Origin of the sequence: Streptomyces sp. NBC_00370 (assembly GCF_036084755.1) — a bacterium.
GTDB lineage: Bacteria > Actinomycetota > Actinomycetes > Streptomycetales > Streptomycetaceae > Streptomyces.
Genome location: NZ_CP107968.1, coordinates 2,342,445 through 2,363,385 on the forward strand (window position 1 = coordinate 2,342,445; position 20,941 = coordinate 2,363,385).

Annotated in this window: 19 protein-coding genes and 1 riboswitch; of the genes, 11 read left to right on the forward strand and 8 right to left on the reverse strand. The window is 72.7% G+C overall.

The features are described from left to right. Window positions 1–228: 228 nt before the first annotated feature. From OHS57_RS10180 to OHS57_RS10190, 3 genes are read left to right on the forward strand one after another with little or no spacing between them, the layout of a single operon-like run. A complete protein-coding gene (locus OHS57_RS10180; RefSeq protein WP_041990681.1) occupies window positions 229–1,275 on the forward strand; it encodes an AAA family ATPase in 1,047 nt (348 codons plus the stop codon). Continuing rightward, complete coding sequence (locus OHS57_RS10185) at window positions 1,275–2,630, forward strand: DUF58 domain-containing protein (RefSeq protein WP_328581700.1); 1,356 nt, start codon at window positions 1,275–1,277, stop codon at window positions 2,628–2,630. Before OHS57_RS10180 ends, OHS57_RS10185 begins: the two co-directional genes overlap by 1 nt. After that, window positions 2,627–5,134 (forward strand): transglutaminase TgpA family protein, encoded by a 2,508-nt coding sequence (locus OHS57_RS10190; protein ID WP_328581701.1) that lies wholly within the window; start codon window positions 2,627–2,629, stop codon window positions 5,132–5,134. Before OHS57_RS10185 ends, OHS57_RS10190 begins: the two co-directional genes overlap by 4 nt. A gap of 196 nt (window positions 5,135–5,330) precedes the next feature. On the opposite strand, the gene OHS57_RS10195 is transcribed toward OHS57_RS10190, so the two are convergent. The 3 genes from OHS57_RS10195 to OHS57_RS10205 form a co-directional block, all read right to left on the reverse strand. Next, window positions 5,331–5,729, reverse strand: coding sequence for a DUF3040 domain-containing protein (locus OHS57_RS10195; RefSeq protein ID WP_041990674.1), 399 nt, complete (start codon window positions 5,727–5,729; stop codon window positions 5,331–5,333). 274 nt (window positions 5,730–6,003) lie between these two features. After that, window positions 6,004–6,789, reverse strand: coding sequence for a methyltransferase (locus OHS57_RS10200; protein WP_107070108.1), 786 nt, complete (start codon window positions 6,787–6,789; stop codon window positions 6,004–6,006). Window positions 6,790–6,922: 133 nt separating this feature from the next. Then, on the reverse strand, window positions 6,923–7,462 hold the full coding sequence (locus OHS57_RS10205) for an SAV_6107 family HEPN domain-containing protein (protein ID WP_041990670.1): 540 nt from the start codon (window positions 7,460–7,462) through the stop codon (window positions 6,923–6,925). 522 nt (window positions 7,463–7,984) lie between these two features. Here OHS57_RS10205 and OHS57_RS10210 point away from each other — a divergent pair. Then, on the forward strand, window positions 7,985–8,596 hold the full coding sequence (locus tag OHS57_RS10210; RefSeq protein ID WP_328581702.1) for a DUF4126 domain-containing protein: 612 nt from the start codon (window positions 7,985–7,987) through the stop codon (window positions 8,594–8,596). Between the two features lie 10 nt (window positions 8,597–8,606). Beyond that, window positions 8,607–10,121, forward strand: coding sequence for a phytoene desaturase family protein (locus OHS57_RS10215; protein WP_328581703.1), 1,515 nt, complete (start codon window positions 8,607–8,609; stop codon window positions 10,119–10,121). A gap of 41 nt (window positions 10,122–10,162) precedes the next feature. Here OHS57_RS10215 and OHS57_RS10220 read toward each other — a convergent pair whose 3' ends face one another. The 5 genes from OHS57_RS10220 to OHS57_RS10240 all read right to left on the reverse strand — a co-directional run bounded on the left by OHS57_RS10220 (window position 10,163) and on the right by OHS57_RS10240 (window position 14,586). Continuing rightward, window positions 10,163–11,128: a hypothetical protein gene (locus OHS57_RS10220; RefSeq protein ID WP_328581704.1), complete on the reverse strand. Its 966-nt coding sequence runs from the start codon at window positions 11,126–11,128 to the stop codon at window positions 10,163–10,165. Between the two features lie 51 nt (window positions 11,129–11,179). Then, window positions 11,180–12,094, reverse strand: a complete 915-nt coding sequence (gene metF, locus OHS57_RS10225; RefSeq protein ID WP_328581705.1) for a methylenetetrahydrofolate reductase [NAD(P)H] — start codon at window positions 12,092–12,094, stop codon at window positions 11,180–11,182. Between the two features lie 65 nt (window positions 12,095–12,159). Further along, a complete protein-coding gene (gene thiE / locus OHS57_RS10230) occupies window positions 12,160–12,810 on the reverse strand; it encodes a thiamine phosphate synthase (protein ID WP_328581706.1) in 651 nt (216 codons plus the stop codon). A gap of 97 nt (window positions 12,811–12,907) precedes the next feature. Then, a complete protein-coding gene (locus OHS57_RS10235; protein WP_041990658.1) occupies window positions 12,908–13,273 on the reverse strand; it encodes an Rv2175c family DNA-binding protein in 366 nt (121 codons plus the stop codon). A gap of 92 nt (window positions 13,274–13,365) precedes the next feature. Then, window positions 13,366–14,586, reverse strand: a complete 1,221-nt coding sequence (locus tag OHS57_RS10240; protein ID WP_328581707.1) for an NAD(P)/FAD-dependent oxidoreductase — start codon at window positions 14,584–14,586, stop codon at window positions 13,366–13,368. Between the two features lie 114 nt (window positions 14,587–14,700). Further along, a riboswitch (TPP riboswitch) is annotated at window positions 14,701–14,814 on the forward strand. Here OHS57_RS10240 and thiO point away from each other — a divergent pair. From thiO to OHS57_RS10270, 6 genes are all read left to right on the forward strand, one after another. Continuing rightward, the gene (gene thiO, locus OHS57_RS10245; protein ID WP_328581708.1) at window positions 14,812–16,011 is read left to right on the forward strand and encodes a glycine oxidase ThiO; all 1,200 of its coding nucleotides are present in this window, start codon (window positions 14,812–14,814) and stop codon (window positions 16,009–16,011) included. It overlaps the preceding riboswitch by 3 nt. Then, entirely contained in the window at window positions 16,008–16,232 is a 225-nt protein-coding gene (thiS, locus tag OHS57_RS10250; protein ID WP_328581709.1) for a sulfur carrier protein ThiS, read from the forward strand. Before thiO ends, thiS begins: the two co-directional genes overlap by 4 nt. A 6-nt stretch (window positions 16,233–16,238) precedes the next feature. Further along, complete coding sequence (locus OHS57_RS10255) at window positions 16,239–17,036, forward strand: thiazole synthase (RefSeq protein ID WP_328581710.1); 798 nt, start codon at window positions 16,239–16,241, stop codon at window positions 17,034–17,036. Between the two features lie 425 nt (window positions 17,037–17,461). Next, window positions 17,462–19,435, forward strand: a complete 1,974-nt coding sequence (gene pknB / locus OHS57_RS10260; RefSeq protein WP_328581711.1) for a Stk1 family PASTA domain-containing Ser/Thr kinase — start codon at window positions 17,462–17,464, stop codon at window positions 19,433–19,435. A 55-nt stretch (window positions 19,436–19,490) separates the two neighbouring features. Further along, on the forward strand, window positions 19,491–20,345 hold the full coding sequence (locus tag OHS57_RS10265) for a deoxyribonuclease IV (protein ID WP_328581712.1): 855 nt from the start codon (window positions 19,491–19,493) through the stop codon (window positions 20,343–20,345). Between the two features lie 81 nt (window positions 20,346–20,426). Further along, complete coding sequence (locus OHS57_RS10270; protein ID WP_041990643.1) at window positions 20,427–20,921, forward strand: DUF4396 domain-containing protein; 495 nt, start codon at window positions 20,427–20,429, stop codon at window positions 20,919–20,921. Window positions 20,922–20,941 lie beyond the last annotated feature (20 nt).

Here is a 20,941-nt window from a genome sequence, read left to right on the forward strand (position 1 = left end):
AAATCGCCCCGCCATGGGCCTGGGAGGCATTCCCGTGGCACCAAAAAAGCGGCGAAATCGACAAATCCCCCTCTTTTATCCACAGGCGAGTGACACGAAGCGGTAACGGCAACAAGAATGCGTGTGTGACAGCCGCCCCGGAACATTCCGGGGCCGGCGTCCGTATCTTGGGGTGGGCCGGGCCGTCTGTTGAGCTCCGGTCCGTATGAACGGGCCGAGGAGGGCCGGGTGACGACCTATGACGATCGAGCGAGCCTCACTGATCTGACCACCACAGCGGAGCGTGTCCGCACATCGGTGGAGGGTGTGATCGAGGGCAAGCCAGAGGTCGTACGGCTTTCGCTGACCGTGCTGCTCGCCGAGGGACACCTGTTGATCGAGGATGTCCCCGGCGTGGGCAAGACCATGCTGGCGAAGGCGCTCGCACGTTCCATCGACTGTTCGGTGCAGCGAATCCAGTTCACCCCCGATCTGCTGCCCTCGGACATCACGGGAGTGTCCATCTACGACCAGCAGCGCAGGGACTTCGAGTTCAAACCGGGCGCGATCTTCGCGCAGATCGTGATCGGCGACGAAATCAACCGCGCCTCGCCGAAGACGCAGTCGGCGCTGCTGGAGTCCATGGAGGAGCGCCAGGTCACCATCGACGGGCAGACGTACGAACTGCCCAGCCCCTTCATGGTGGTGGCCACCCAGAACCCGGTGGAGATGGAGGGCACGTACCCGCTGCCCGAGGCACAGCGCGACCGTTTCATGGCCCGGGTGTCGATCGGCTATCCGAGCGCCGAGGCGGAGCTGCAGATGCTGGACACGCACGGCGGGATCTCCCCGCTGGACGACCTCCAGCCGGTGGCGCACGCGCACGAGATCGTGAAGCTGATCGACGCGGTGCGCACCGTCCATGTGGCCGACGCCGTACGGCGCTACGCGGTGGAGCTGGTCGGGGCGACCCGCAGCCACCCGGACCTGCGGCTGGGGGCCTCACCGCGCGCGACGCTCCATCTGCTGCGCGCGGCGAAGGCGTCGGCGGCGCTGAGCGGCCGGGACTACGCCCTGCCCGACGACGTACAGGCGCTGGCGGTCGCCGTGCTGGCGCATCGGCTGCTGCCCACCGCCCAGGCCCAGCTCAACCGCAGGACCGCCGAGCAGGTCGTGCTGGAGATCCTTCAGCAGACGCCGGTGCCCACCGCGGACGGCGGCCGGGTGACGGCGGGCAGACCGGCTCCCGCGGGGCCGGCCTACGGCCAGCAGCCGCCCGGCGTCCGGCGGTTGTGATGACGTCGGCCGACCCCGTCACGACGGCGGGCGAGCAGGACAAGGGCGGCCTGCGCGTGGCCCTGGGCGGACTGACCACCCGGGGCCGGTCGTTCTTCGCCGCGGGCATCGCGGCGGCCGTCTGCGCCTACGTCCTCGGCCAGTCCGACCTGCTGCGCGTGGGGCTGCTGCTCGCCGTGCTGCCGCTGGTCTGTGTCGCCGTGCTCTACCGCACCCGCTACCGGGTGGCGGGCAGCCGCCGGCTCACGCCCTCCCGGGTGCCGGCGGGGTCGGAGGCGCGGGTGCATCTGCGGATGGACAACGTGTCCCGGCTGCCCACCGGACTGCTGATGCTCCAGGACCACGTCCCGTACGTGCTGGGCCCGCGACCGCGCTTCGTGCTCGACCGGGTGGAGGCGGGCGGGCGCCGCGAGGTGTCGTACCGCGTCCGCTCGGACCTGCGCGGGCGCTATCCCCTCGGCCCGTTGCAGTTGCGGCTGAGCGATCCGTTCGGGATGTGCGAACTGACCCGTTCCTTCAGCGCGTACGACACCCTGACCGTCATCCCCCGCACCGAGGCGCTGCCTTCGGTACGGCTCGCCGGTGAGGCGTCGGGGTACGGCGACGGCCGGCAGCGGTCCCTGTCGCTCGCCGGGGAGGACGACGTGATCCCCCGCGGCTACCGGCACGGCGACGATCTGCGCCGGGTCCACTGGCGCTCCACCGCCCGCTACGGCGAGCTGATGGTGCGCCGCGAGGAGCAGCCGCAGCGCGCCCGATGCACGGTGCTGCTGGACACCAGACGGGTCGCCTACCAGGGCGCCGGACCGGACTCGGCCTTCGAGTGGGCCGTGTCGGGCGCGGCGTCCGCGCTGGTGCACATGCTGGAACGGGGCTTCGCCGTACGGCTGCTGACCGACACGGGCAGCTCCGTGCCGGGTGAGGGCGCCGACGGCTTCGCGGGCGCCACCCAGGAGTCGGCCGACTCGGCGGGGCTGATGATGGACACCCTCGCCGTCGTCGACCACTCCCCGGGCGAGGGGCTCTTCCCCTCGTACGACGTCCTGCGCCGTGGCACCGAAGGCCTGCTGATCGGCTTCTTCGGCGACCTCGACGACGAACAGGCGGGCGTGGTCGCCCGGATGAGGCAGCGCAGCGGCGCGGCCGTCGCCTTCGTGCTCGACAGCGAGGGCTGGACGCGGAGCCCGCCCGCGCAGGGGCAGAGCGACGAGCGGCTGCGGCTGCTGCGCGAAGCGGGCTGGACGGCGTTCGCCGTACCGGCCGGGGCCTCCCTGCCCGACCTGTGGCGGCAGGCCGCGCGCGAGCGCTCCGAATCGGGCGTCACAGGGCCGACAGCTTCCGGAGGATGGTCATGAGCGGACGCGGGAGGCTGGCGCTGTGCGCCTTCGCCGCCACGCTGATGGCGGCGGGCTCGATGCTGCCGCTGGTCGACACGGTCGGCTGGCTGTTCCAGGCCGCTTTCCTGCTGGCGGTCATCAGCGGGGTCGGCGCGCTGGCCAGGCGGGCACCGCTGGCCAGACTGGCGACGATCCTGGTGCAGGCCGTCGTCGGGCTGCTGGAGCTGACGGTCGTCTTCGCCCGGGACCAGGCGCCGCTCGGGCTGCTGCCGACGCCTGACGTCATCCGGCAGTTCGGCACGCTGCTGACGGCGGGCAGCGACGACGTCAGCCGGTTCGCCATACCGGCGCCCGCGACCGACGGCATCAAGCTGATGCTGATCGGCGGCGTCCTGGTGATCGGTCTCGCGGTGGACGCGCTGGCCGTGACGTTCCGCAGCGCGGCCCCCGCCGGGCTGCCGCTGCTCGCGCTCTACTCCGTGGCCGCCGGACTCTCCGGCGGGGCGGGCGGCTGGCTGTGGTTCCTGGTCGCCGCCTGCGGCTATCTGCTGCTGTTGCTCGCCGAGGGCCGTGACCGGCTGTCCCAGTGGGGCCGGGTGTTCGGCGGCGCGCCGCAGGGCCAGGGCCGGGCGGCCCGAACGCCGGGCCACGCGCTGGCCCCGGCGCGTACGGGCCGCCGCATCGGTGTGCTGGCGCTCGGTATCGCCCTGGTGGTCCCGGCCGCCCTGCCCGCCATGGGCGACGGGCTGCTGGCAGGCGCGGGGACGGGCAACGGCTCGGGGGTGGGCGGCGGGGGCACGATCTCCGCGGTGAACCCCCTGGTCTCGCTCCAGGACAACCTGAACCAGCCGGAGGACCGGGAGGCCCTGCGCTACCGGACCACGCAGGCCGCCGGCTCGGACATGTATCTGCGGATCATGGCCCTCGACACGTTCGACGGGACGTCCTGGCGCTTCTCGCAGCGCAAGGTCGACGACGTACCGGAGGAGCTGCCCAACCCGCCGGGCCTCTCCCCCGACGTGCGGACCACGAAGGTCACGACCAACATCACGGCGGCCGGCTGGTACCGGCAGAACTACCTCCCGATGCCCTACCCGGCGACGAAGGTGAAGATCGAGGGCCGCTGGCGCTTCGAGCCGGTGGGCCGCACCCTCGTCGGCGACCGGGGGCAGTCGACCCGTGGCGCCGAGTACCAGGTCGAGAGCCTGGAGGTGGATCCGACCAGCGAGCAGCTGGCGTCGGCCCCGCAGGCGTCCAAGGCGCTGCGCGACGAGTACACGAAGGTGCCGAACAGGCTGCCCGGCGTGGTGAAGGAGACCGCCGAGGACGTCACGGCGGGCGCGACGACCGACTACGCGAAGGCCGTCAAGCTCCAGGACTGGTTCGCGATGGACGGCGGTTTCAAGTACGACGTCTCGGTCAACTCCGGCACCGGGATCTCGGCGATCACCAAGTTCCTCCAGGACAAGAGGGGCTTCTGCATCCACTTCTCCTTCGCCATGGCGGCGATGGCCCGCACGCTCGGCATCCCGGCCCGGGTCGCCGTGGGCTTCACCCCCGGCACCCCCGAGGGGGACATCGTGTCCGTCGGTCTCAACGACGCCCACGCGTGGCCCGAGTTGTACTTCGAAGGCGTGGGCTGGACGCGTTTCGAGCCGACCCCGAGCCGTGGCAGCATCCCGGACTACACCGTCGCCGACACCCCGTCCGGGGTGCCGAGCAGCACGGAGGCGCCGGACTCGGCGGCTTCGGGCGCGCCGTCGGCAGCCCCGTCCTCGTCGAGCAGCTGCGCCGAGCAGACGCGCCGGATCGGTGAGTGCGACGCGGCCGCCCCGCTGGGTGTGCAGCCGCCCACCGACTCGGGCACCCCGACGGGAACCTGGATCGGGATCGCGCTGGCCGCGCTCGCCGTTCTGCTGATCCCGCTGCTGCCGTTGTTGTGGCGGGTGCGGGTACGGGCGCGACGGCTCAGGTCCGGGTACGGCGACCACGCGTCGGTGGACGGCCCCTCGTGGGTCGTGACGGACGCGGACGGGGACAGCGGAGCGGCCGTCGGCCGGGGCGGCGCGCCGCCGACGCCCGCCGTCGCCGCGGAGCGTGCCCTGGCGGCCTGGCGGGAGCTGATCGACACGGCGTGGGACCACGGCATCCCGCCCGACGAGTCGCAGACCCCGCGTAAGGCCGCGGACCGGGTCGTACGGCTCGGCCGGCTGGAGCAGCCGGCGGCCGACGCGGTGCACCGGGTGGCCGGGGCCGTGGAGCAGGCGCTGTACGCGCCGGAGCCACGGCCGGGTGTGGGGCTCGCCGAGGACACCCGGCTGGTGCGGGCCGGGCTACGGGCGTCCGTCGGGCGCTGGACCCGGCTGCGGGCACTTCTCGTGCCTCGCTCGTCCATTCGGGTGATATGGGCCCTGTCGGAGCGCTGGACGGCCTTCACCGACCGGTGGGGTGTGCACAGGCTGCGGCTCGACCGCTGGACGGCCTTCGTGGCGCGGCTGCGGCCCGCCAGGCAGCGCGGCTGAGCCCAGGGGCCCCGGGCCAGGCGGCCGGGGCCCCGAGGCCGGGGCACCTGGTGACACGGCTGGGTACGGCTGAGGGGCGGACGCGTATCGCGTCCGCCCCTCAGCCGTACGGTCTCTGTTCGCCGGGCTCTGTTCGTCCGGCTCTGTTCGTCCGTCCGGCGCTGACTGCTATCTGTCCGGATTCGATCTGCCGGGCTTACTGGCCCTGTTCGTCACGGCGGCGCTGCCACCGCTCCTCGATCCGGTTCATCACCGAACGACGTGGTTTGGGTTGTCGGCGGCCGGCCGGGGGGCCGCCACCGGCGGCCTGTTGCTCACCGGGCTTGGGCGCCTTGCGCCAGCCGGTGACCGCCAGGACCGCGCAGCCCAGCATGACGAGAAACCCCACCACGCTGACCCAGATCTGCTGGGCGACCATTCCAGACATGAGGAGCGCGATACCCACCAGGAAGCCTGCGACCGCCTGATAGACCCGTCGCCGGGTGTATGTACGCAGCCCGCTTCCCTCAAGCGCTGTCGCGAACTTGGGATCTTCGGCGTACAGCGCTCGCTCCATTTGCTCGAGCATTCGCTGCTCGTGCTCCGAGAGCGGCACGGAGTCCTCCTAGTCGTCGGTCGCGGGGGGCGACCGGTATGCGGCCCCTTCAAGAATAGGCAGGGATTCGCCCCCGTGAAACCCGCCCTCAACGCCATTTAGCCATTCCGGGCCGCCATGCGGGCTCGGCTGCTGAGGCGTTGATTCCCCAACGACCGATCCGTCATGCCGGATGGTGTACCCCGATCATACGGCGCGAAGCGCGCTACCGGGTGGCCTGTGGCGGACTGCATGCGCCGCTGCACCGCTGATCAAGCAGCCGATCAGCGGTCCGTCAGGTCCGCTTCTCGCCCAGGACGTGCAGCTGGGTGGCGATGGAGTGGAACGAAGGCAGCTCGGCCGCGGCGGCCTCCAGCCTCAGCAGGGCGTCCAGGGCGCCCGGCTGGGTGTCCACGAGACCCCCGGGGACCAGGTCGGCGAAGACCCGGACGCCGTGCACGGAGGCGACGTCGAGACCGGCCGCCGCCACCAGTCCGGTGAGCTGTTCGGCGCTGAACCGCCTGGGCACCGGGTCGCCCTCGCCCCAGCGCCCCGCCGGGTCGGTGAGCGCCTGCCGGGCCTCGTTGAAGTGACCGGCCAGCGCCCTGGCGAGCACGGCGCCGCCGAGACCTGCGGCGAGCAGGCTGAGGGCCCCTGCGGGGCGCAGGGCGTCCACGGCGTTGCGCACGCCCTCGGCCGGGTCGTCCACGTACTCCAGGACGCCGTGGCACAGCACGGCGTCGAAGCCGCCGCGCTCGACGACGTCGAACAGGCCGAGGATGTCGCCCTGGACACCGCGGACCCGCTCGGCGACGCCGGCCTCGGCGGCCCTGCGCTCCAGCGCGAAGAGCGCGTTGGGGCTCGGGTCGACGACGGTGACGCGATGGCCGAGCCGGGCGACGGGGACCGCGAAGTTACCCGTGCCGCCGCCGGTGTCCAGCACGTCGAGGCTGTTCTCCTGCGAGACCTTGACCCGGCGGTCGAGGGCGTCCCGCAGGACCTCCCAGACCACGGCGGTGCGGAGAGAACCCCGGGGGCGCGATGGCGTCTCTCCACCGATGACAGGGGAAGGGTCCGACACGGCAGTTGACTCCTCGGCGCGGTGCCGCGCTGGCGGCGGGACAAGAAAGGTGCAGGCTGCCGCCCACCCTATTGCCTCGGCAGGGCCTCCCGGCCCCCTGGAGCGTGCCGCCCTGTCCTCAACCTCGCGGGCGTCACCCGGCGGCGTCGTCCTGCGCGGACTGCTCGGGCCGCGGCGCGGGGAGCACCGGCTCCAGCACCAGGAGCCGCTCGACCAGCCGCAGGAACATGGCGGTGTCCCGCAGCAGATCGTCGGCGTCGCGGCTGCTCGCAGCGCCCTGTATGCCCGCCTCCGCGAGCGCCCTGCGCTGGGCTCCGGAGGCGAACAGGGCGCTCCACTCGGAGAGTTCGGGTGCGATCTCCGGCAGCACCTCCCAGGCGCTGCGGATCCGGCGGCGCCGCTGCGTCGTGGCCTCCGGGCGGCCACGGGCGGCGAGGACGGCCGCCGCGGTGCGCAGCGCGGCGAGGTGGGCGGTGGCATAGCGCTCGTTCGGAGTGGCCAGGGTCGCCGCCTCGTCGAGGCCCGTGCGGGCCTGGGCGAGGAGATCGAGTGCGGCGGGTGGCGCCGTGGCCCGTCGCAGGACGGGGTGGACGTCACCGGGCGGACCGGTCAGTGAGGGGGCAGGGCCGCCTGTCGGTCGCCGGCGTGCGGCGCCGGCGTAGGAGCTGGCCATGACGAACCTCCTGTCGTCGTGTGACGGCGCTGTGGCCGTATGTGTCCATCCTGGGGGCTACCACTGACAATCGGCCTTGACCTGCACCTTTCTCTCGTTTGTCGGCCATACCTGTTCTGTCGGGTGCCCGCTCGGACGGCCGCTATCTGTCGGCAGCACGAACGCCGGTACGGCGGGCTCGTCCTTCCGAGCCCGCCGTACCGGCGTTTCCCCCGTGCCCCCGTTGTCCCCCGTATCCCCCGGGCTTCCCCCGTCGTCCCCCGGTACAGCCGGAGAGCCCGATCCCCCGTGGTCGGCCGGGCCCTCCGGAGTGCACCCCCGTTACGTCGGGGGAGCCGCACCGTTCCGCAGCCCCGTGCCGGCGGTACCGGTGCGCGCGCCCCTTCCGTGGACTCCACTCTTCCGTTCCCACGGCTCGCGGCCTATCCGCGCGGCTACTCATCCGGACGCCTAGGTACCCCTACTCAGCCGTGTGTGTCCGACCCCACCCCAGGAGCGGCCCGGCTGGCTACGATCGCGTCCGTGTCCGTACTCCCTCTCATATTCACCAGCGGCTGGGCCAGCGGGATCAACGCCTACGCCGTCGTCCTGCTGTTCGGCGTCTTCGGCGCCACCGGGCTGACCGACGAGGTGCCCGAAGCGCTGCAGCGCCCCGATGTGCTGATCGCCGCCGGCGTGCTGTTCCTCTGCGAGGCGGTGGCGGACAAGATCCCGTACGTCGACTCGCTCTGGGACTCGGTGCACACCGTGATCAGACCCGTGTCGGGCGCCGTGGTCGGGGCGTTGCTGGCCGGGCAGAGCGGCTCGGTCCCCGAGCTGGCCGCCGGCGCGGTCGGCGGCTCCACGGCGCTGGTCAGCCATCTGGTGAAGGCCGGGACCCGGATGGCGATCAACACCTCCCCCGAACCGTTCAGCAACGTCATCATGTCCACGACCGAGGATCTGGGCGTCGCCGGGATCATCACCTTCGCGATCTTCCATCCGGTCGGCGCCGCCGTCGTGGCGGGCACGCTGCTGGTGCTCGGCACCGTCACCGCGCTGTTCCTCGTGTCGCGGATCCGGGCGTTCCTGCGACGCAGGGCGCAGCGCAGGGCGGAGCGACGCGCGGGACAGGCTGTCGGTCCCCCCGTCTAAAATCACGGGCATGGCGGGGATTGTGGTGATCGGCGCCGGGATGGGCGCCATGGCGGCGGCCGCCCGGCTGGCCGTGGCGGGCCACCGGGTGACGGTGTACGAGCGCGCGGCGACGTACGGCGGCTCGGTCGGCAGGTTCGAGCGGGACGGCTTCGTGTTCGACACGGGGCCGGGGCTGCTGCATCTGCCCGCCGTCTACCGCGACTTGTTCGTGAAGACGGGCAAGGAGCCGCTGGAGCGGTGCGTCGAGGTCGGCGCGGTCGACCCGGCGAGCCGGCATGTCTTCGCCGACGGCGCCGACGTACTCCTGCCGAACGCGTCCCGGGCCGGTGTCGTCACCGCCCTGGACGGGGCCCTGGGCGCGGGCGCCGGTGAGCGCTGGGCGGACTTCCTCGGCCGCGCCAGGGACGCGTGGGAGCGGTCGAGGCGGCCCCTGTTGGAGGAGCCGCTGTGGCCGGATCACCAGGTGCTCGGCCGCGACCCGTATCCGGCCGTGCCCAGGAAGCGGCTGCTGCGCGGTGCCAGGCTGGCCTCCACCGTCGCCGAGATCGGCGCCTGGGAGCTGACGGACCCCCGGCTGGCGGCCCTGCTCGACGGGTACGCGCTGGCGTACGGGCTCGATCCGCGCGGCACACCGGCGAGCGCCGCCGTGCTGCCGTATCTGGAGCAGACCTTCGGCAGCTGGTATGTGCGCGGCGGGATGCGGGAGTTGGCCCGCGCGGTGTACGAGCGGTGCGTGGCCCGCAAGGTGCGGTTCGTCTTCGACGCCGAGGTGACCCGGATCGTGGAGAAGGACGGAGCGGCCGTGGGCGTCGAGCTGGCCGACGGGACGGTCGCCGAAGCCGACCAGGTGGTGGCCGGGGTCGCCCCCGCCGCCCTGGTGGAGTCGGCGCTGTGGGCGGACGGCGACGTACGGCCTGCGGACGCGGCGGACCCGACGGCGGCGGCCGGCCGGTTCACCGTGCTGCTGGCGCTGCGCGGCGCGCGTCCCGCGGGCACGGCCCACCGCACGGTGGTGCACTCCCCCGACGGGTCGGCCGAGGCCGCCGACATCTTCGGCGGCCGGACGGCCGCGCGACCCACGGTCACGGTGCTGCGCCCCGACGACCCGGGGACCCGCCCCGACGACGGCCATGAGGCCGTGACGCTCACGGCGACGGTCGCCCCGCACGGCGGCCGGGTCGACTGGTCGGACGGCGCGCTGCGCGAGCGGTACGCGGACGTGCTGGTGGCGGCGGCCGGCGCCGCCGTACCCGACCTGACGGCGCGGACGCTCTGGCGCGAGGTGCGCACCCCCGCCGAAACGGCGGAGCAGACGGGCGCCGCGGGAGGCCGGGTGCCGGCCCCGGCCCTGGCGGGCGCCGGCGGCCGACTGCTGCGGCCGGCGAACGCGACGCGGCTGCGCGGGCTGACCCTGGCGGGCGGCTGGGCACACCCGGGCGGCGGCCTGGCACACGCGGGCATGTCGGGCGCGCTGGCGGCCGGCCTGATCGTCGAGGGGGCGGACTTCCGCGGCTCGCGGTGACGCGGCGTGCGGTGGCCGGCGCACGCGCGCCCGCCGCCGTCTTAGTACCGGTACTGCTGCTCGTTGTAGGCATTCGGGTCGTAGCCGTACTGCTGCTGCGGATCTTCCTGCGGCATCGGCGGAACCTGCTGGTCCGCTTCTCGTTGCTGCGGTACCCACACCCCGCCGGGCGGTGTGTCGTTGTACTGCTGAGCGGCATACGGGTCGGCGTACTGCTGCTGGTCCTGGTAACCGCCGTTGGCGTCGTACGCGCTGTACTGCTGGCCGCCGTTGGCCGATCCGGCATACGGGTCGGAGTACGGGGCGTACTGCTGCTGCTGTCCGGTGCCGTAGTCGTACTGCGTCCCATAACCGGCCTGGTCCGTGGGGTACGCCTGCTGCGCCGCGTAGGCGTCCTGGCCGGTGTCCTCCTGCGCCGCGTACGGGGCGTCCTGTGCCGGGTAGGGCCCCTGCGCCGCGTACGGCTGCTGCCCGTAGCCCGGGTAGTTCTCGTAGCCGGTGCCGTAGTCGCCCTGCGCGCCCGGGGAGTTGACCGTGTAGCCGGTGCCGGTGTCGTAGACCCCGTACTGGCCGGTGTCGTCGGGCATCGGCTGCGGTTCGTAGATCGAGGCGGGTCCCGTCGCCTCGGCCGTCATCGCCGTCTCGTCGACGGGCGGGTAGTCGACCGGGGTGTACTGGAGATCGCTGACCTCCAGGCTGGGTTCGGCTGTCGCGGCCGGAGCCTGCGCCTTGCGGCGGGGGTTCTCGCGCGGGCTGCCGCCGACCGCCCAGCCGGCCGAGAAGCCGCGGCGGAAGGAGAGCGTCACATACGTCTGACCGACGGCGAACGCGACGGCGCCCAGGGCGATGACGACTATCTGCGGCATCAGCACACCGATGACGACGCCCAGGAATCCGGTGAAGGCGAGCAACCGCCAGCGCAGCCGCGCCTTGTACTGCAGCAGCACCTCGCCGAGCAGCCACAGGGCCACGATGCCGAATGCGATGTAGAGGACCGTCCAGCCCATGCCCGCCCCTCTCCTGCGGCCGCCGCCCCGGGACAGGGCGGGTGCGGCCGGTCACGACTGCTCGTGCAGTCCGAGATTCTCGTAAATTTCGAGCGTCGCAGTGGAGTTGTTGAGTGTAATGAAGTGCAACCCAGGAACTCCCTCGGAGAGGAGTCTCGCGCAGAACTCCGTCGCGAACCCGATGCCAATGGAGCGTACAGCGGCGGGATCATCCTTGACGGAGAGGATCCGCTCTTTCAACTGGGCAGGGAAGACCGCTGTGCTGAGCTGTCGCAGCCGCTCCAGCTGTCCGACGCTGGTGACCGGCATGATCTCGGGAATGATCGGAGTCGCGCAACCCGCGGCGGCCACCCGGTCCCGCAGCCGCAGATATCCCTCGGGGTCGAAGAACATCTGGGTGATGGCGTAGTCGGCGCCCGCCCGGCACTTGTCGACGAAGTGCCGGGTGTCGCTCTCCCAGTCGGCCGAGCGCGGATGCATTTCCGGAAATGCCGCCACACCGACGCAGAAATCGCCGGACTCCTTGATGAGCCTGACCAGTTCGGCGGCGTACCGCATGCCCTGCGGGTGCTCGACCCACTCGCCCATGGGGTCGCCGGGCGGATCGCCCCGCACCGCGAGGATGTTGCGGATCCCGGCGTCGGCGTACTGGCCGATCATGTTGCGCAGTTCGGCGACGGACTGGCCGACGGCGGTCAGATGGGCGACCGGGGTGAGCGTGGTGTCGGCGGCGATCTGCTGGGTGGCCTTGACCGTGCCGTCACGGGTGGAGCCGCCGGCGCCGTAGGTCACGGAGACGAAGCTCGGGGCGACCGACTCGATCCTGCGCAGCGCGTTCCAGAGGTTCCGCTCGCCCTTCGGGGTCCTGGGCGCCCAGAACTCGAACGAGTACGTCGGTCCCGACGCGAGCAGCTCACGCACCGTAGGCGCGTGGGTCGTCCAGGTCGATGGTGTGCCGAAGGCCATAAGTGCAGGTTAGCGGTGTCCGCCGGACAGGCCCAGGCCGGCTGTACGGCGACGGCCGTGGCCGGTCACAGCTCGTGCTCCCTGACGCGCTTGGCGAGCGCGGCGGCAGCGGCGGCCGGGTCGTCGGCGTCCGTGACGGCCCGGACCACGACGATCCTGCGGGCGCCCGCTGCCAGTACCTCGTCGAGGTTGCTGGCGTCGATGCCGCCGATCGCGAACCAGGGGCGGTCCGTGCCGAGCCCCGCCGCGTACCGCACCAGGCCGAGGCCCGGCGCGTGCCGTCCCGGCTTGGTCGGGGTGGGCCAGCAGGGTCCTGTGCAGAAGTAGTCGACGCCCGGCTCGACGGCGGCGGCGGCCGCCTCGCTTTCGGCGTGGGTGGACCGGCCGATCAGCGGTTCGGCGCCGAGGATCGCGCGGGCGGCGGGCACGGGCAGGTCGCCCTGGCCCAGATGCAGCACATCGGCGCCGATCGCATGCGCCACATCGGCGCGGTCGTTCACCGCCAGCAGCGCTCCGTGCCGGCGGCAGGCGTCGGCGAAGACCTGGAGGTGGTCGAGCTCCTCGGCGGCCTCCAGGCCCTTGTCGCGCAGTTGGACGATGTCCACACCGGAGCTGAGGACGGCGTCCAGGAACTCCGGAAGGTCGCCCTGTCTCGTGCGGGCGTCCGTGCACAGATACAGCCGGGCGTCGGACAGCGGCGAGCGGGCAGTGGGCATTCCGGGGTCCCCCGTTGGTTCGGCGCCGTGCGGCGGCGTCGTCACATCACAGCGGCCGCGGTGACCGCGGCGCCGCCGCACTGCGCGCGTGGTGTCGTCAGACGGCGAGCGCCTGGGCCCGGCGCTTCACCTCCGTGCCGCGATTCTCGCTGAGCGCCTGCGCGGGGGTGCCCGGCAGGCTCGGGTCGGGGGTGAAGAGCCATTCCAGCATCTCTTCGTCGGAGAAGTTGTCGTCCTTCAGGAGCGTCAGGGTACCGGCGAGGCCCTTGACGACCTTGTCGCCGTCGATGAAGGCGGCGGGCACCTGAAGCGCCCGGTTCTCCCCACGGCGCACGGCGATGAGCTGGCCTTCCTTCACCAGCTGCCGCACGCGCGTCACCTGGACATCGAGCATTTCCGCGATGTCCGGCAGGTAGAGCCAGGCGGGGACGAGCGCATCGATCTTCATGTCAATCTCAGTCACAGGACAAGCCTGCCATCCCGGACTGACAGACGGTAGCGGGAAAGGGCGGCCGGGCCCGTCAGAGAGGCGTCAGCGACGGCACAGGAGGGCGCTCATCGGACGGCCTTCTTCAGGGGCAGGGCCGGATCGGCGACCAGTTCCGGGTCGAGCGCGGCGCCCGCCTCGATGAGTTTGCGGCCCTGGGTCAGATCCCGTGGCCGGCCGACGGCGAGCAGCGCGACCGCGACGCCGTCCCGCAGCCACACCACCGACCAGGCGGCGCTCGCCGGGTCGCCGCGCCACACCAGGGTGTCGGCGGCGGCGTGATGGCCCGCGTACTGCACGAAACGGCCGAACTGCTCGGACCAGAAGTACGGCACCGGGTCGTAGACCCGCTCGCTCTCGCCGACGATCTGCGCGGCGACCGTGCGCGGCCCCTGGAGGGCGTTGTCCCAGTGGTGGACGAGCAGCCGCTCGCCGTAGCGGGCGGAGGGGAACGAGGCGCAGTCGCCGACCGCGTACACCCCGGGCGCCGAGGCCCGCAGCCGCTCGTCGGCGGCGATCGCGCCGTCGGGGCCGAGCGCGATGCCGGAGCCGGCCAGCCAGCCGGTCGCGGGCCGGGCGCCGATGCCGACGACGACCGCGCCGGCGGGCAGCTGGCGGCCGTCGGCGAGGATCACCGTGCCCGGTTCGACGCCGGTGACCCGGGTGCCGGTCAGCAGCTCGGCGCCGCTCTCCGCGTACCAGTCGGCCATCGGAGTGGCGACCTCGGCGGGCAGGACGCCGGCCAGCGGCCGGTCGGCCGCCTCGACGACCGTCACGACACACCCGGCCTCGCGGGCGGCGGTCGCGAACTCCGCGCCGATCCAGCCGGCGCCGACCACCACGACCTCGTGCTGTCGCGCGAGCACCGGCCGCAGCCGCTCGGCGTCGTCCAGGGTGCGCAGCGTGTGGACACCGGCCACGCCCTCGGTGCCCGGCAGGACGATCGGCTCGGCCCCACAGGCGATGACGAGCACGTCGTACGGGACGGGCCCGGCGGCCGTGTCGACCTCGCGCGCCTGCGGACGTACGCCGGTGGCATCGACGCCGAGCCGCAGGTCGACGCCGAGCGCGGCGAAGTCGATGTCGAAGGCGGAGCCCTCTGCGGTGCCGAGCAGCACCGCCTTGGACAGCGGCGGCCGGTCGTAGGGCGGATGCGCCTCGGCGCCGATCAGCGTGACGGGACCGCGGTGGCCGCTCTCCCGCAGCGCGACGGCGGTCTGCACGCCCGCCATGCCGGCGCCGACGATGACGACCCGGGGCTGTTCCGTCTGTCTCTGCTCATCGCTCACCCGGTCACCCTATGAGTTACCGGTCACCCGGTGCGGACGAGTCCGTGCAGCGAGCGGGCCACGGCGGGGCACTCCCTTTCGACGCACGGCGGCACGGGGTTACGCTGGCGGCTGACACTACCTCGCGGGAGCCCGGACGCATCGGGCTGAGAGGGAGGCTGCTGCGGCCTCCGACCGTACGAACCTGATCCGGGTCATGCCGGCGAAGGGAGGGGCTGGACGCCCATGCAGTCGTCTCACCCAACTCAGCCATCTCGTCCGGCCGGTGCCGATGTCCTGATCGTCGGGGGCGGGGTCATCGGTCTGGTCACGGCCTGGCGCGCGGCGCAGCGCGGGCTGCGGGTCACGGTCGCCGATCCGGCCCCCGGCGGCGGCGCGGCGCAGGTCGCCGCCGGGATGCTCGCCGCCGTCACCGAACTCCACTACGGCGAGCAGACGCTGCTCGGGCTCAACCTGGCGTCCGTGGAGCGCTATCCGGAGTTCGTCGCGGAGCTGGAGGCGGCGAGCGGCCGGGACACCGGCTACCGCACCTGCGGCACCCTCGCCGTCGCCCTCGACGCCGACGACCGCGCCCATCTGCGTGAACTGCACGCCCTCCAGCAGGGTTCGGGGCTGACGTCCGACTGGCTCAGCGGCCGGGAGTGCCGGCGCCTCGAACCGCTGCTCGCACCCGGCGTACGGGGCGGGCTGCGGGTGGACGGCGACCACCAGATCGACCCCCGCCGGCTCACCGCGGCGCTGCTGGCGGCCTGCGAGCGTGCCGGTGTGGTGTTCCGGCGCCACTGGGTCGAACGGCTCGCGGTGGCGGCCGACCGGGCCGTCGGCGCCGTACTGGACGACGGCACCGAACTCGCCGCCGACCAGGTGGTGCTGGCGGCCGGCTCGCTCAGCGGGCGGCTCGCCGGGGTCCCGGCGGACGTGCTGCCGCCGGTGCGGCCGGTCAAGGGCCAGATACTGCGGCTGACCGTGCCGGAGCGGTACGCGCCTTTCCTGTCCAGGACCGTACGGGCCGTGGTGCGCGGCAGCGACGTGTATCTGGTGCCGCGCGAGAACGGCGAGCTGGTCGTCGGCGCGACGAGCGAGGAACAGGGCTGGGACACGACGGTCACGGCGGGCGGTGTGTACGAATTGCTGCGCGACGCGCATGAGCTGATCCCCGGCATCACCGAACTGCCGCTGACCGAGACCCGGGCGGGTCTGCGGCCCGCGTCCCCCGACAACGCGCCGCTGCTCGGGCCGACCGCGCTGCCGGGGCTGCATCTGGCCACCGGCCACTTCCGCAACGGCGTGCTCCTCGCGCCGGTCACCGGCGACGCGCTGGCTGCCGTCCTGACCACGGGCGAACTTCCGCCCGAGGCGCGGCCGTTCACCCCGCTCCGGTTCTCGCCTGCCGCCACCTCCGTACGTCAGGAGCAGCCCGTATGAGCAGCGAAGCACGCACCGGCGTCAGGGTCTCCGTCAACGGCGAGCAGCGGGACCTCCCCGCCGCCACCACGCTCGCGACACTCGTGGCCGGCTTCACGGCCGCGCCGTCCGGTGTGGCGGCCGCCGTCAACGAGACGGTGGTGCCACGCGGCCGGTGGTCCTCGACGCTCCTCGGGGACGGCGACCGCGTCGAGATCCTCACCGCCGTACAGGGAGGCTGATCGCGCATGGCGGACGACAAGCTCACCATCGGCGGCGCCACGTTCACCTCACGCCTGATCATGGGCACCGGCGGCGCGCCCAGCCTGGACGTCCTGGAACGGTCCCTGGCCGCCTCGGGCACGGAGCTGACCACGGTCGCGATGCGCCGCCTCGACCCGTCCGTGCAGGGCTCCGTGCTGTCCGTGCTGGACAACCTGGGCATCCGGGCCCTGCCGAACACGGCCGGCTGCTTCACGGCGGGCGAGGCGGTCCTGACGGCCCGGCTGGCCCGTGAGGCGCTGGGCACGGACTGGGTGAAGGTGGAGGTCGTCGCGGACGAGCGCACGCTGCTCCCCGACCCGATCGAACTGCTGGAAGCGGCCGAGACGCTGGTGGACGACGGTTTCACCGTCCTGCCGTACACCAACGACGACCCGGTGCTGGCGCGAAGGCTGGAGGACGTGGGCTGCGCGGCGATCATGCCGCTCGGCTCCCCCATCGGCTCGGGTCTCGGCATCCGCAACCCGCACAACTTCCAGCTGATCGTGGAACACGCGCGCGTGCCGGTCATCCTGGACGCCGGCGCGGGTACGGCGTCGGACGCGGCGCTGGCGATGGAGCTGGGCTGCGCGGCGGTGATGCTGGCGTCGGCGGTGACCCGCGCGCGCGAGCCGGTGCTGATGGCGGAGGCGATGCGCCACGCGGTCGAGGCGGGCCGCCTGGCCCACCGGGCGGGCCGCATCCCCCGCCGCCACTTCGCCGAGGCCTCGTCCCCGACAACGGGCCACCCCACCCTGGACCCAGAACGCCCGGCGTTCACCTAACACCCCGACCCGCCCTCTCCGGCTCAGGTCAGCCTCCCGGCGAGTGAGCCGGAGGGGCGCGCCGCTGTCGAAAGGGAGAGCGCGCGCAGGTCCGTGAGGAACGAGCGGACCGAGCACGGTCGACCGTCGACAGTGGCACAAGGCGCCCCGGAGGCGAACCGAGCCCCAAAAAAGGGTGTGCGCGCCGCTGTCGAAAGGGAGAGCGCGCGCAGGCCCGCGAGGTACGAGTGGGGCGAGCACGGTCGACCGTCGACAGGGGCTTAAAGCGCCCCGGAGGCGAACGCGCCCTTAAAAAGGGAGGCAGGGGCTTGAAGCGCCCCGGGGGCGAACCGAGCCCAAAAAATACAGTCACGGGACGGCTGCAGTATTGCGACCGCTTTGCCCGCGGCTGGGGCTCCGTCCGACCCTGATCGTAGACTCGCGGCGTGGATACGACCCTCAACGACCCGATTGTCGGACAGGTGCTCGACGGCCGCTATCGCGTCGACGCGCGCATTGCCGTCGGCGGCATGGCGACGGTCTACCGTGCGGTCGACACCCGGCTCGACCGGGTTCTCGCCCTCAAGGTGATGCATCCGGCCCTCGCCACCGACGTGACGTTCGTGGAGCGTTTCATCCGTGAGGCCAAGTCCGTGGCCCGGCTCGCGCATCCCAATGTGGTCGCCGTCTTCGACCAGGGCGCCCAGGGCGCGTACGTGTATCTGGCGATGGAGTACGTCGCGGGGTGCACGCTGCGCGACGTCCTGCGGGAGCGCGGCGCGCTCCAGCCGCGGGCCGCGCTGGACATCCTGGAGCCGGTGCTCGCCGCGCTCGGGGCGGCGCACCGCGCGGGGTTCGTGCACCGGGACATGAAGCCGGAGAACGTGCTGATCGGGGACGACGGCCGGGTGAAGGTCGCCGACTTCGGGCTGGTCAGGACGGCCGGGGACGTGACGAACACGACCGGGACCGTGCTCGGCACGGTGTCGTATCTCGCTCCTGAGCAGATCGAGTCCGACGCGTCCGGCGCCGGGGTCGACGTGTACGCGTGCGGCGTTGTCCTGTACGAGATGCTGACCGGCGCGAAGCCGCACGGCGGCGGTTCTCCCGCCCAGGTGCTGTACCAGCATCTGAACGAGGACGTGCCCCCGCCGTCGGCGCTGGTGCCGGCGCTCGCCGTCGAGCTGGACGGGCTGGTCGCGGCCACCACCGTCCGCGATCCGAGGGCCCGGCCGGCCGACGCGGTGGCGATGCTGGCGCTGGTGCGTCAGGCGCGTGCCGCGCTCGACGACGCGCAGCTCGACGCCGTACCGCCGCGCGCCAAACCCGTACCCGACGGGCAGTCGGGCGCGGAGAACCGTACGTCCGTGCTGCCGCGCGCGTTCCCTGTCGACGGTGTCGCGGGGGTCGGCGGGGTGAACCGGACCAGCAGGCTGGAGATGGCGTCCCCCGAGGGGCCGCCGCCGGGCCGGCCGCCGCGCGGGCAGGGTCATGGCGCGGGCCGGGGCCGTGGCCGGGCGGGCCGCGCGGGGGTGCCCCGGCGCGGGCTGATCGCGATGATCGTCGCCGCGCTGCTGGTGGTGGGGGTGGGCGCCGGTGTCTGGTACATCAACTCGGGCCAGTTCACCCGGGTCCCCGCGCTGCTGGGCCAGAGCGAGCAGACGGCGAAGAACAGACTCTCGGACGCCGGGCTCGACGCCAAGGTCACCCGGGACTTCAGCGACACCTTCAAGCGCGGCACGGTCATGAAGAGCGATCCGGAGCCGCGCTCGCGCATCCGTGGTGACGGCCCGGTGACGATCGTCATCTCGCGCGGCCCGGAGATCGTCGACGTCCCCGACCTGGAGGGGATGACCCTGGCCGAGGCCAGGACGGCGCTGAAGAAGGTGGGGCTGGCCTCGGGGACGATCTCGCGGTCCTTCGACGACGACCACGACCAGGGCACCGTCATCCGTTCGGACCCCGAGCCGGGCACGGAGGTACGGCCCGACAAGGGCATCGCGCTCGATGTGAGCAAGGGCGGCGCGATCGACGTCAGCGACGTGACCGGCGAGTCCGTCGAGGACGCCACGGCGGAGCTGGAGGACAACGGCCTCAAGGTCAAGGTCGCGGCCGAGCGGGTGAACTCCGACGACGACGAGGGCGCGGTGGCCCGGCAGTCCCCCGGCGAGGGCGCCCAGCTGGCGGAGGGCGACACCGTGACGCTGACGCTCTCCAAGGGGCCGAAGCTGATCACGGTCCCCGATGTCACGGGCCGCTCGATCGACGACGCGCAGAGCGCGCTGGAGGACGCGGGCTTCGACGTCCGCGTCAAGCACAGCTTCCCGTTCATCGACGACACCGTGGCCGAGCAGTCCGTCGAGGGCGGCGACACCGCGCCCGAGGGCAGCACGATCACGATCAAGACCGAGGGGCTCTAGGCACCGGACAGGGCCTAGGCCCTGTCGGCTCCGGCCGCGAAGTATCGTGCTCCCCATGCGTAACCCGGTCGGCGCCCATGTCCCTGTGGCCGGCGGTCTCGCCAAGGTGGGGCTCGCGTACGCCGACGAGCTGGCCGCCGAGGCCGTCCAGGTCTTCGTCGCCAATCCGCGTGGCTGGGCGACCCCCATGGGCAGTCCGGCGCAGGACGAGGCGTTCCGGGCCCGGTGCGCTGCCGAGGCGATCCCGGTGTTCGTCCACGCGCCTTACTTGATCAACTTCGGCTCGCACACCGAGGCGACGGCGCGGATGTCGGTCGAATCGATGCGGCACAGTCTGCGGCGGGGCCGGGAGATCGGTGCGCGCGGCGTGGTGGTCCATACGGGCTCCGCGACCGGCGGCCGTTCGCGCGAGGTGGCTCTCGCGCAGGTGCGGCGGCTGCTGCTGCCGCTGCTGGACGAGCTGACCCACGACGACGATCCGTATCTGCTGCTGGAGTCGACGGCCGGTCAGGGCTTCTCGCTCTGCTCGACGGCCGACGACTTCGCCGCGTACTTCGCGGCGCTCGACTCCCACCCCAAGCTGGGCATCTGCCTGGACACCTGCCATATCTTCGCCGCCGGGCACGACCTCGCCGCCCCGCACGGCACACGGCGGACGCTGGATCTGCTGGTGGCCGCCGTCGGTGCGGGGCGGCTGCGGCTGATCCACGCCAACGACTCCAAGGACGTGGCGGGGGCGCACAAGGACCGGCACGAGAACATCGGCTCCGGACAGATCGGCGAGGAGCCGTTCCGTGAGCTGTTCCGGCATCCGGCGACCGAGGGGGTGCCGCTGGTGATCGAGACGCCGGGCGGCAAGGAGGGGCACGCGGCGGATGTGGAGCGGCTGAAGAAGCTCCGCGACGGATGAACCGGAGCCGACGGAATACCCCATGGGGGTATACCGTTGGACGGGTCGGCAGAAGACGTCGTCCCGTCACAGGGGGTTCCGATGGATCACGAGCACGGCACCGGCCGGCCCGGCGCCCACCAGCACGGCGGTCACGCCCGCGCCGACTGGCCCATGGCCGCCCGGGCGACCCTGCACTGTCTCACCGGCTGTGCCATCGGCGAGATCCTCGGCATGGTGATCGGCACGGCCTTCGGCTGGGGCAACGTGGAGACCACGGTCCTCGCGGTCGTACTGGCCTTCTTCTTCGGTTACGCGCTCACCCTGCGCGGCATCCTGGCCGCCGGCGTCGCCTTCAAGGCGGCCTTCCGGGTGGCGCTCGCCGCCGACACGCTCTCGATCGCCGTGATGGAACTGATCGACAACGGGGTGATCGCCCTGTGGCCCGGCGCGATGGAGGCCGGCCTGGCCGATCTGCTGTTCTGGGTCAGTCTGGCGCTGTCGCTGGCCATCGCCTTCGTCGTCACCACCCCGGTCAACAAGTGGCTGATCGGCCGGGGCAAGGGCCACGCGGTCGTGCACCAGTACCACCACTGACGGCGGCCCCGGCCCCGCCC

Bases quoted from the DNA above. Each gene is read 5' to 3' on its own strand.
- OHS57_RS10270 (WP_041990643.1), top strand. From the start codon at position 20,427: ATGGATCACGAGCACGGCACCGGCCGGCCCGGCGCCCACCAGCACGGC.
- OHS57_RS10255 (WP_328581710.1), top strand. From the start codon at position 16,239: ATGGCGGACGACAAGCTCACCATCGGCGGCGCCACGTTCACCTCACGC.
- OHS57_RS10190 (WP_328581701.1), top strand. From the start codon at position 2,627: ATGAGCGGACGCGGGAGGCTGGCGCTGTGCGCCTTCGCCGCCACGCTG.
- OHS57_RS10215 (WP_328581703.1), top strand. From the start codon at position 8,607: ATGGCGGGGATTGTGGTGATCGGCGCCGGGATGGGCGCCATGGCGGCG.
- OHS57_RS10185 (WP_328581700.1), top strand. From the start codon at position 1,275: ATGACGTCGGCCGACCCCGTCACGACGGCGGGCGAGCAGGACAAGGGC.
- OHS57_RS10220 (WP_328581704.1), bottom strand. From the start codon at position 11,128: ATGGGCTGGACGGTCCTCTACATCGCATTCGGCATCGTGGCCCTGTGG.
- OHS57_RS10265 (WP_328581712.1), top strand. From the start codon at position 19,491: ATGCGTAACCCGGTCGGCGCCCATGTCCCTGTGGCCGGCGGTCTCGCC.
- thiE (WP_328581706.1), bottom strand. From the start codon at position 12,810: ATGCCCACTGCCCGCTCGCCGCTGTCCGACGCCCGGCTGTATCTGTGC.
- metF (WP_328581705.1), bottom strand. From the start codon at position 12,094: ATGGCCTTCGGCACACCATCGACCTGGACGACCCACGCGCCTACGGTG.
- OHS57_RS10205 (WP_041990670.1), bottom strand. From the start codon at position 7,462: ATGGCCAGCTCCTACGCCGGCGCCGCACGCCGGCGACCGACAGGCGGC.
- thiS (WP_328581709.1), top strand. From the start codon at position 16,008: ATGAGCAGCGAAGCACGCACCGGCGTCAGGGTCTCCGTCAACGGCGAG.
- thiO (WP_328581708.1), top strand. From the start codon at position 14,812: ATGCAGTCGTCTCACCCAACTCAGCCATCTCGTCCGGCCGGTGCCGAT.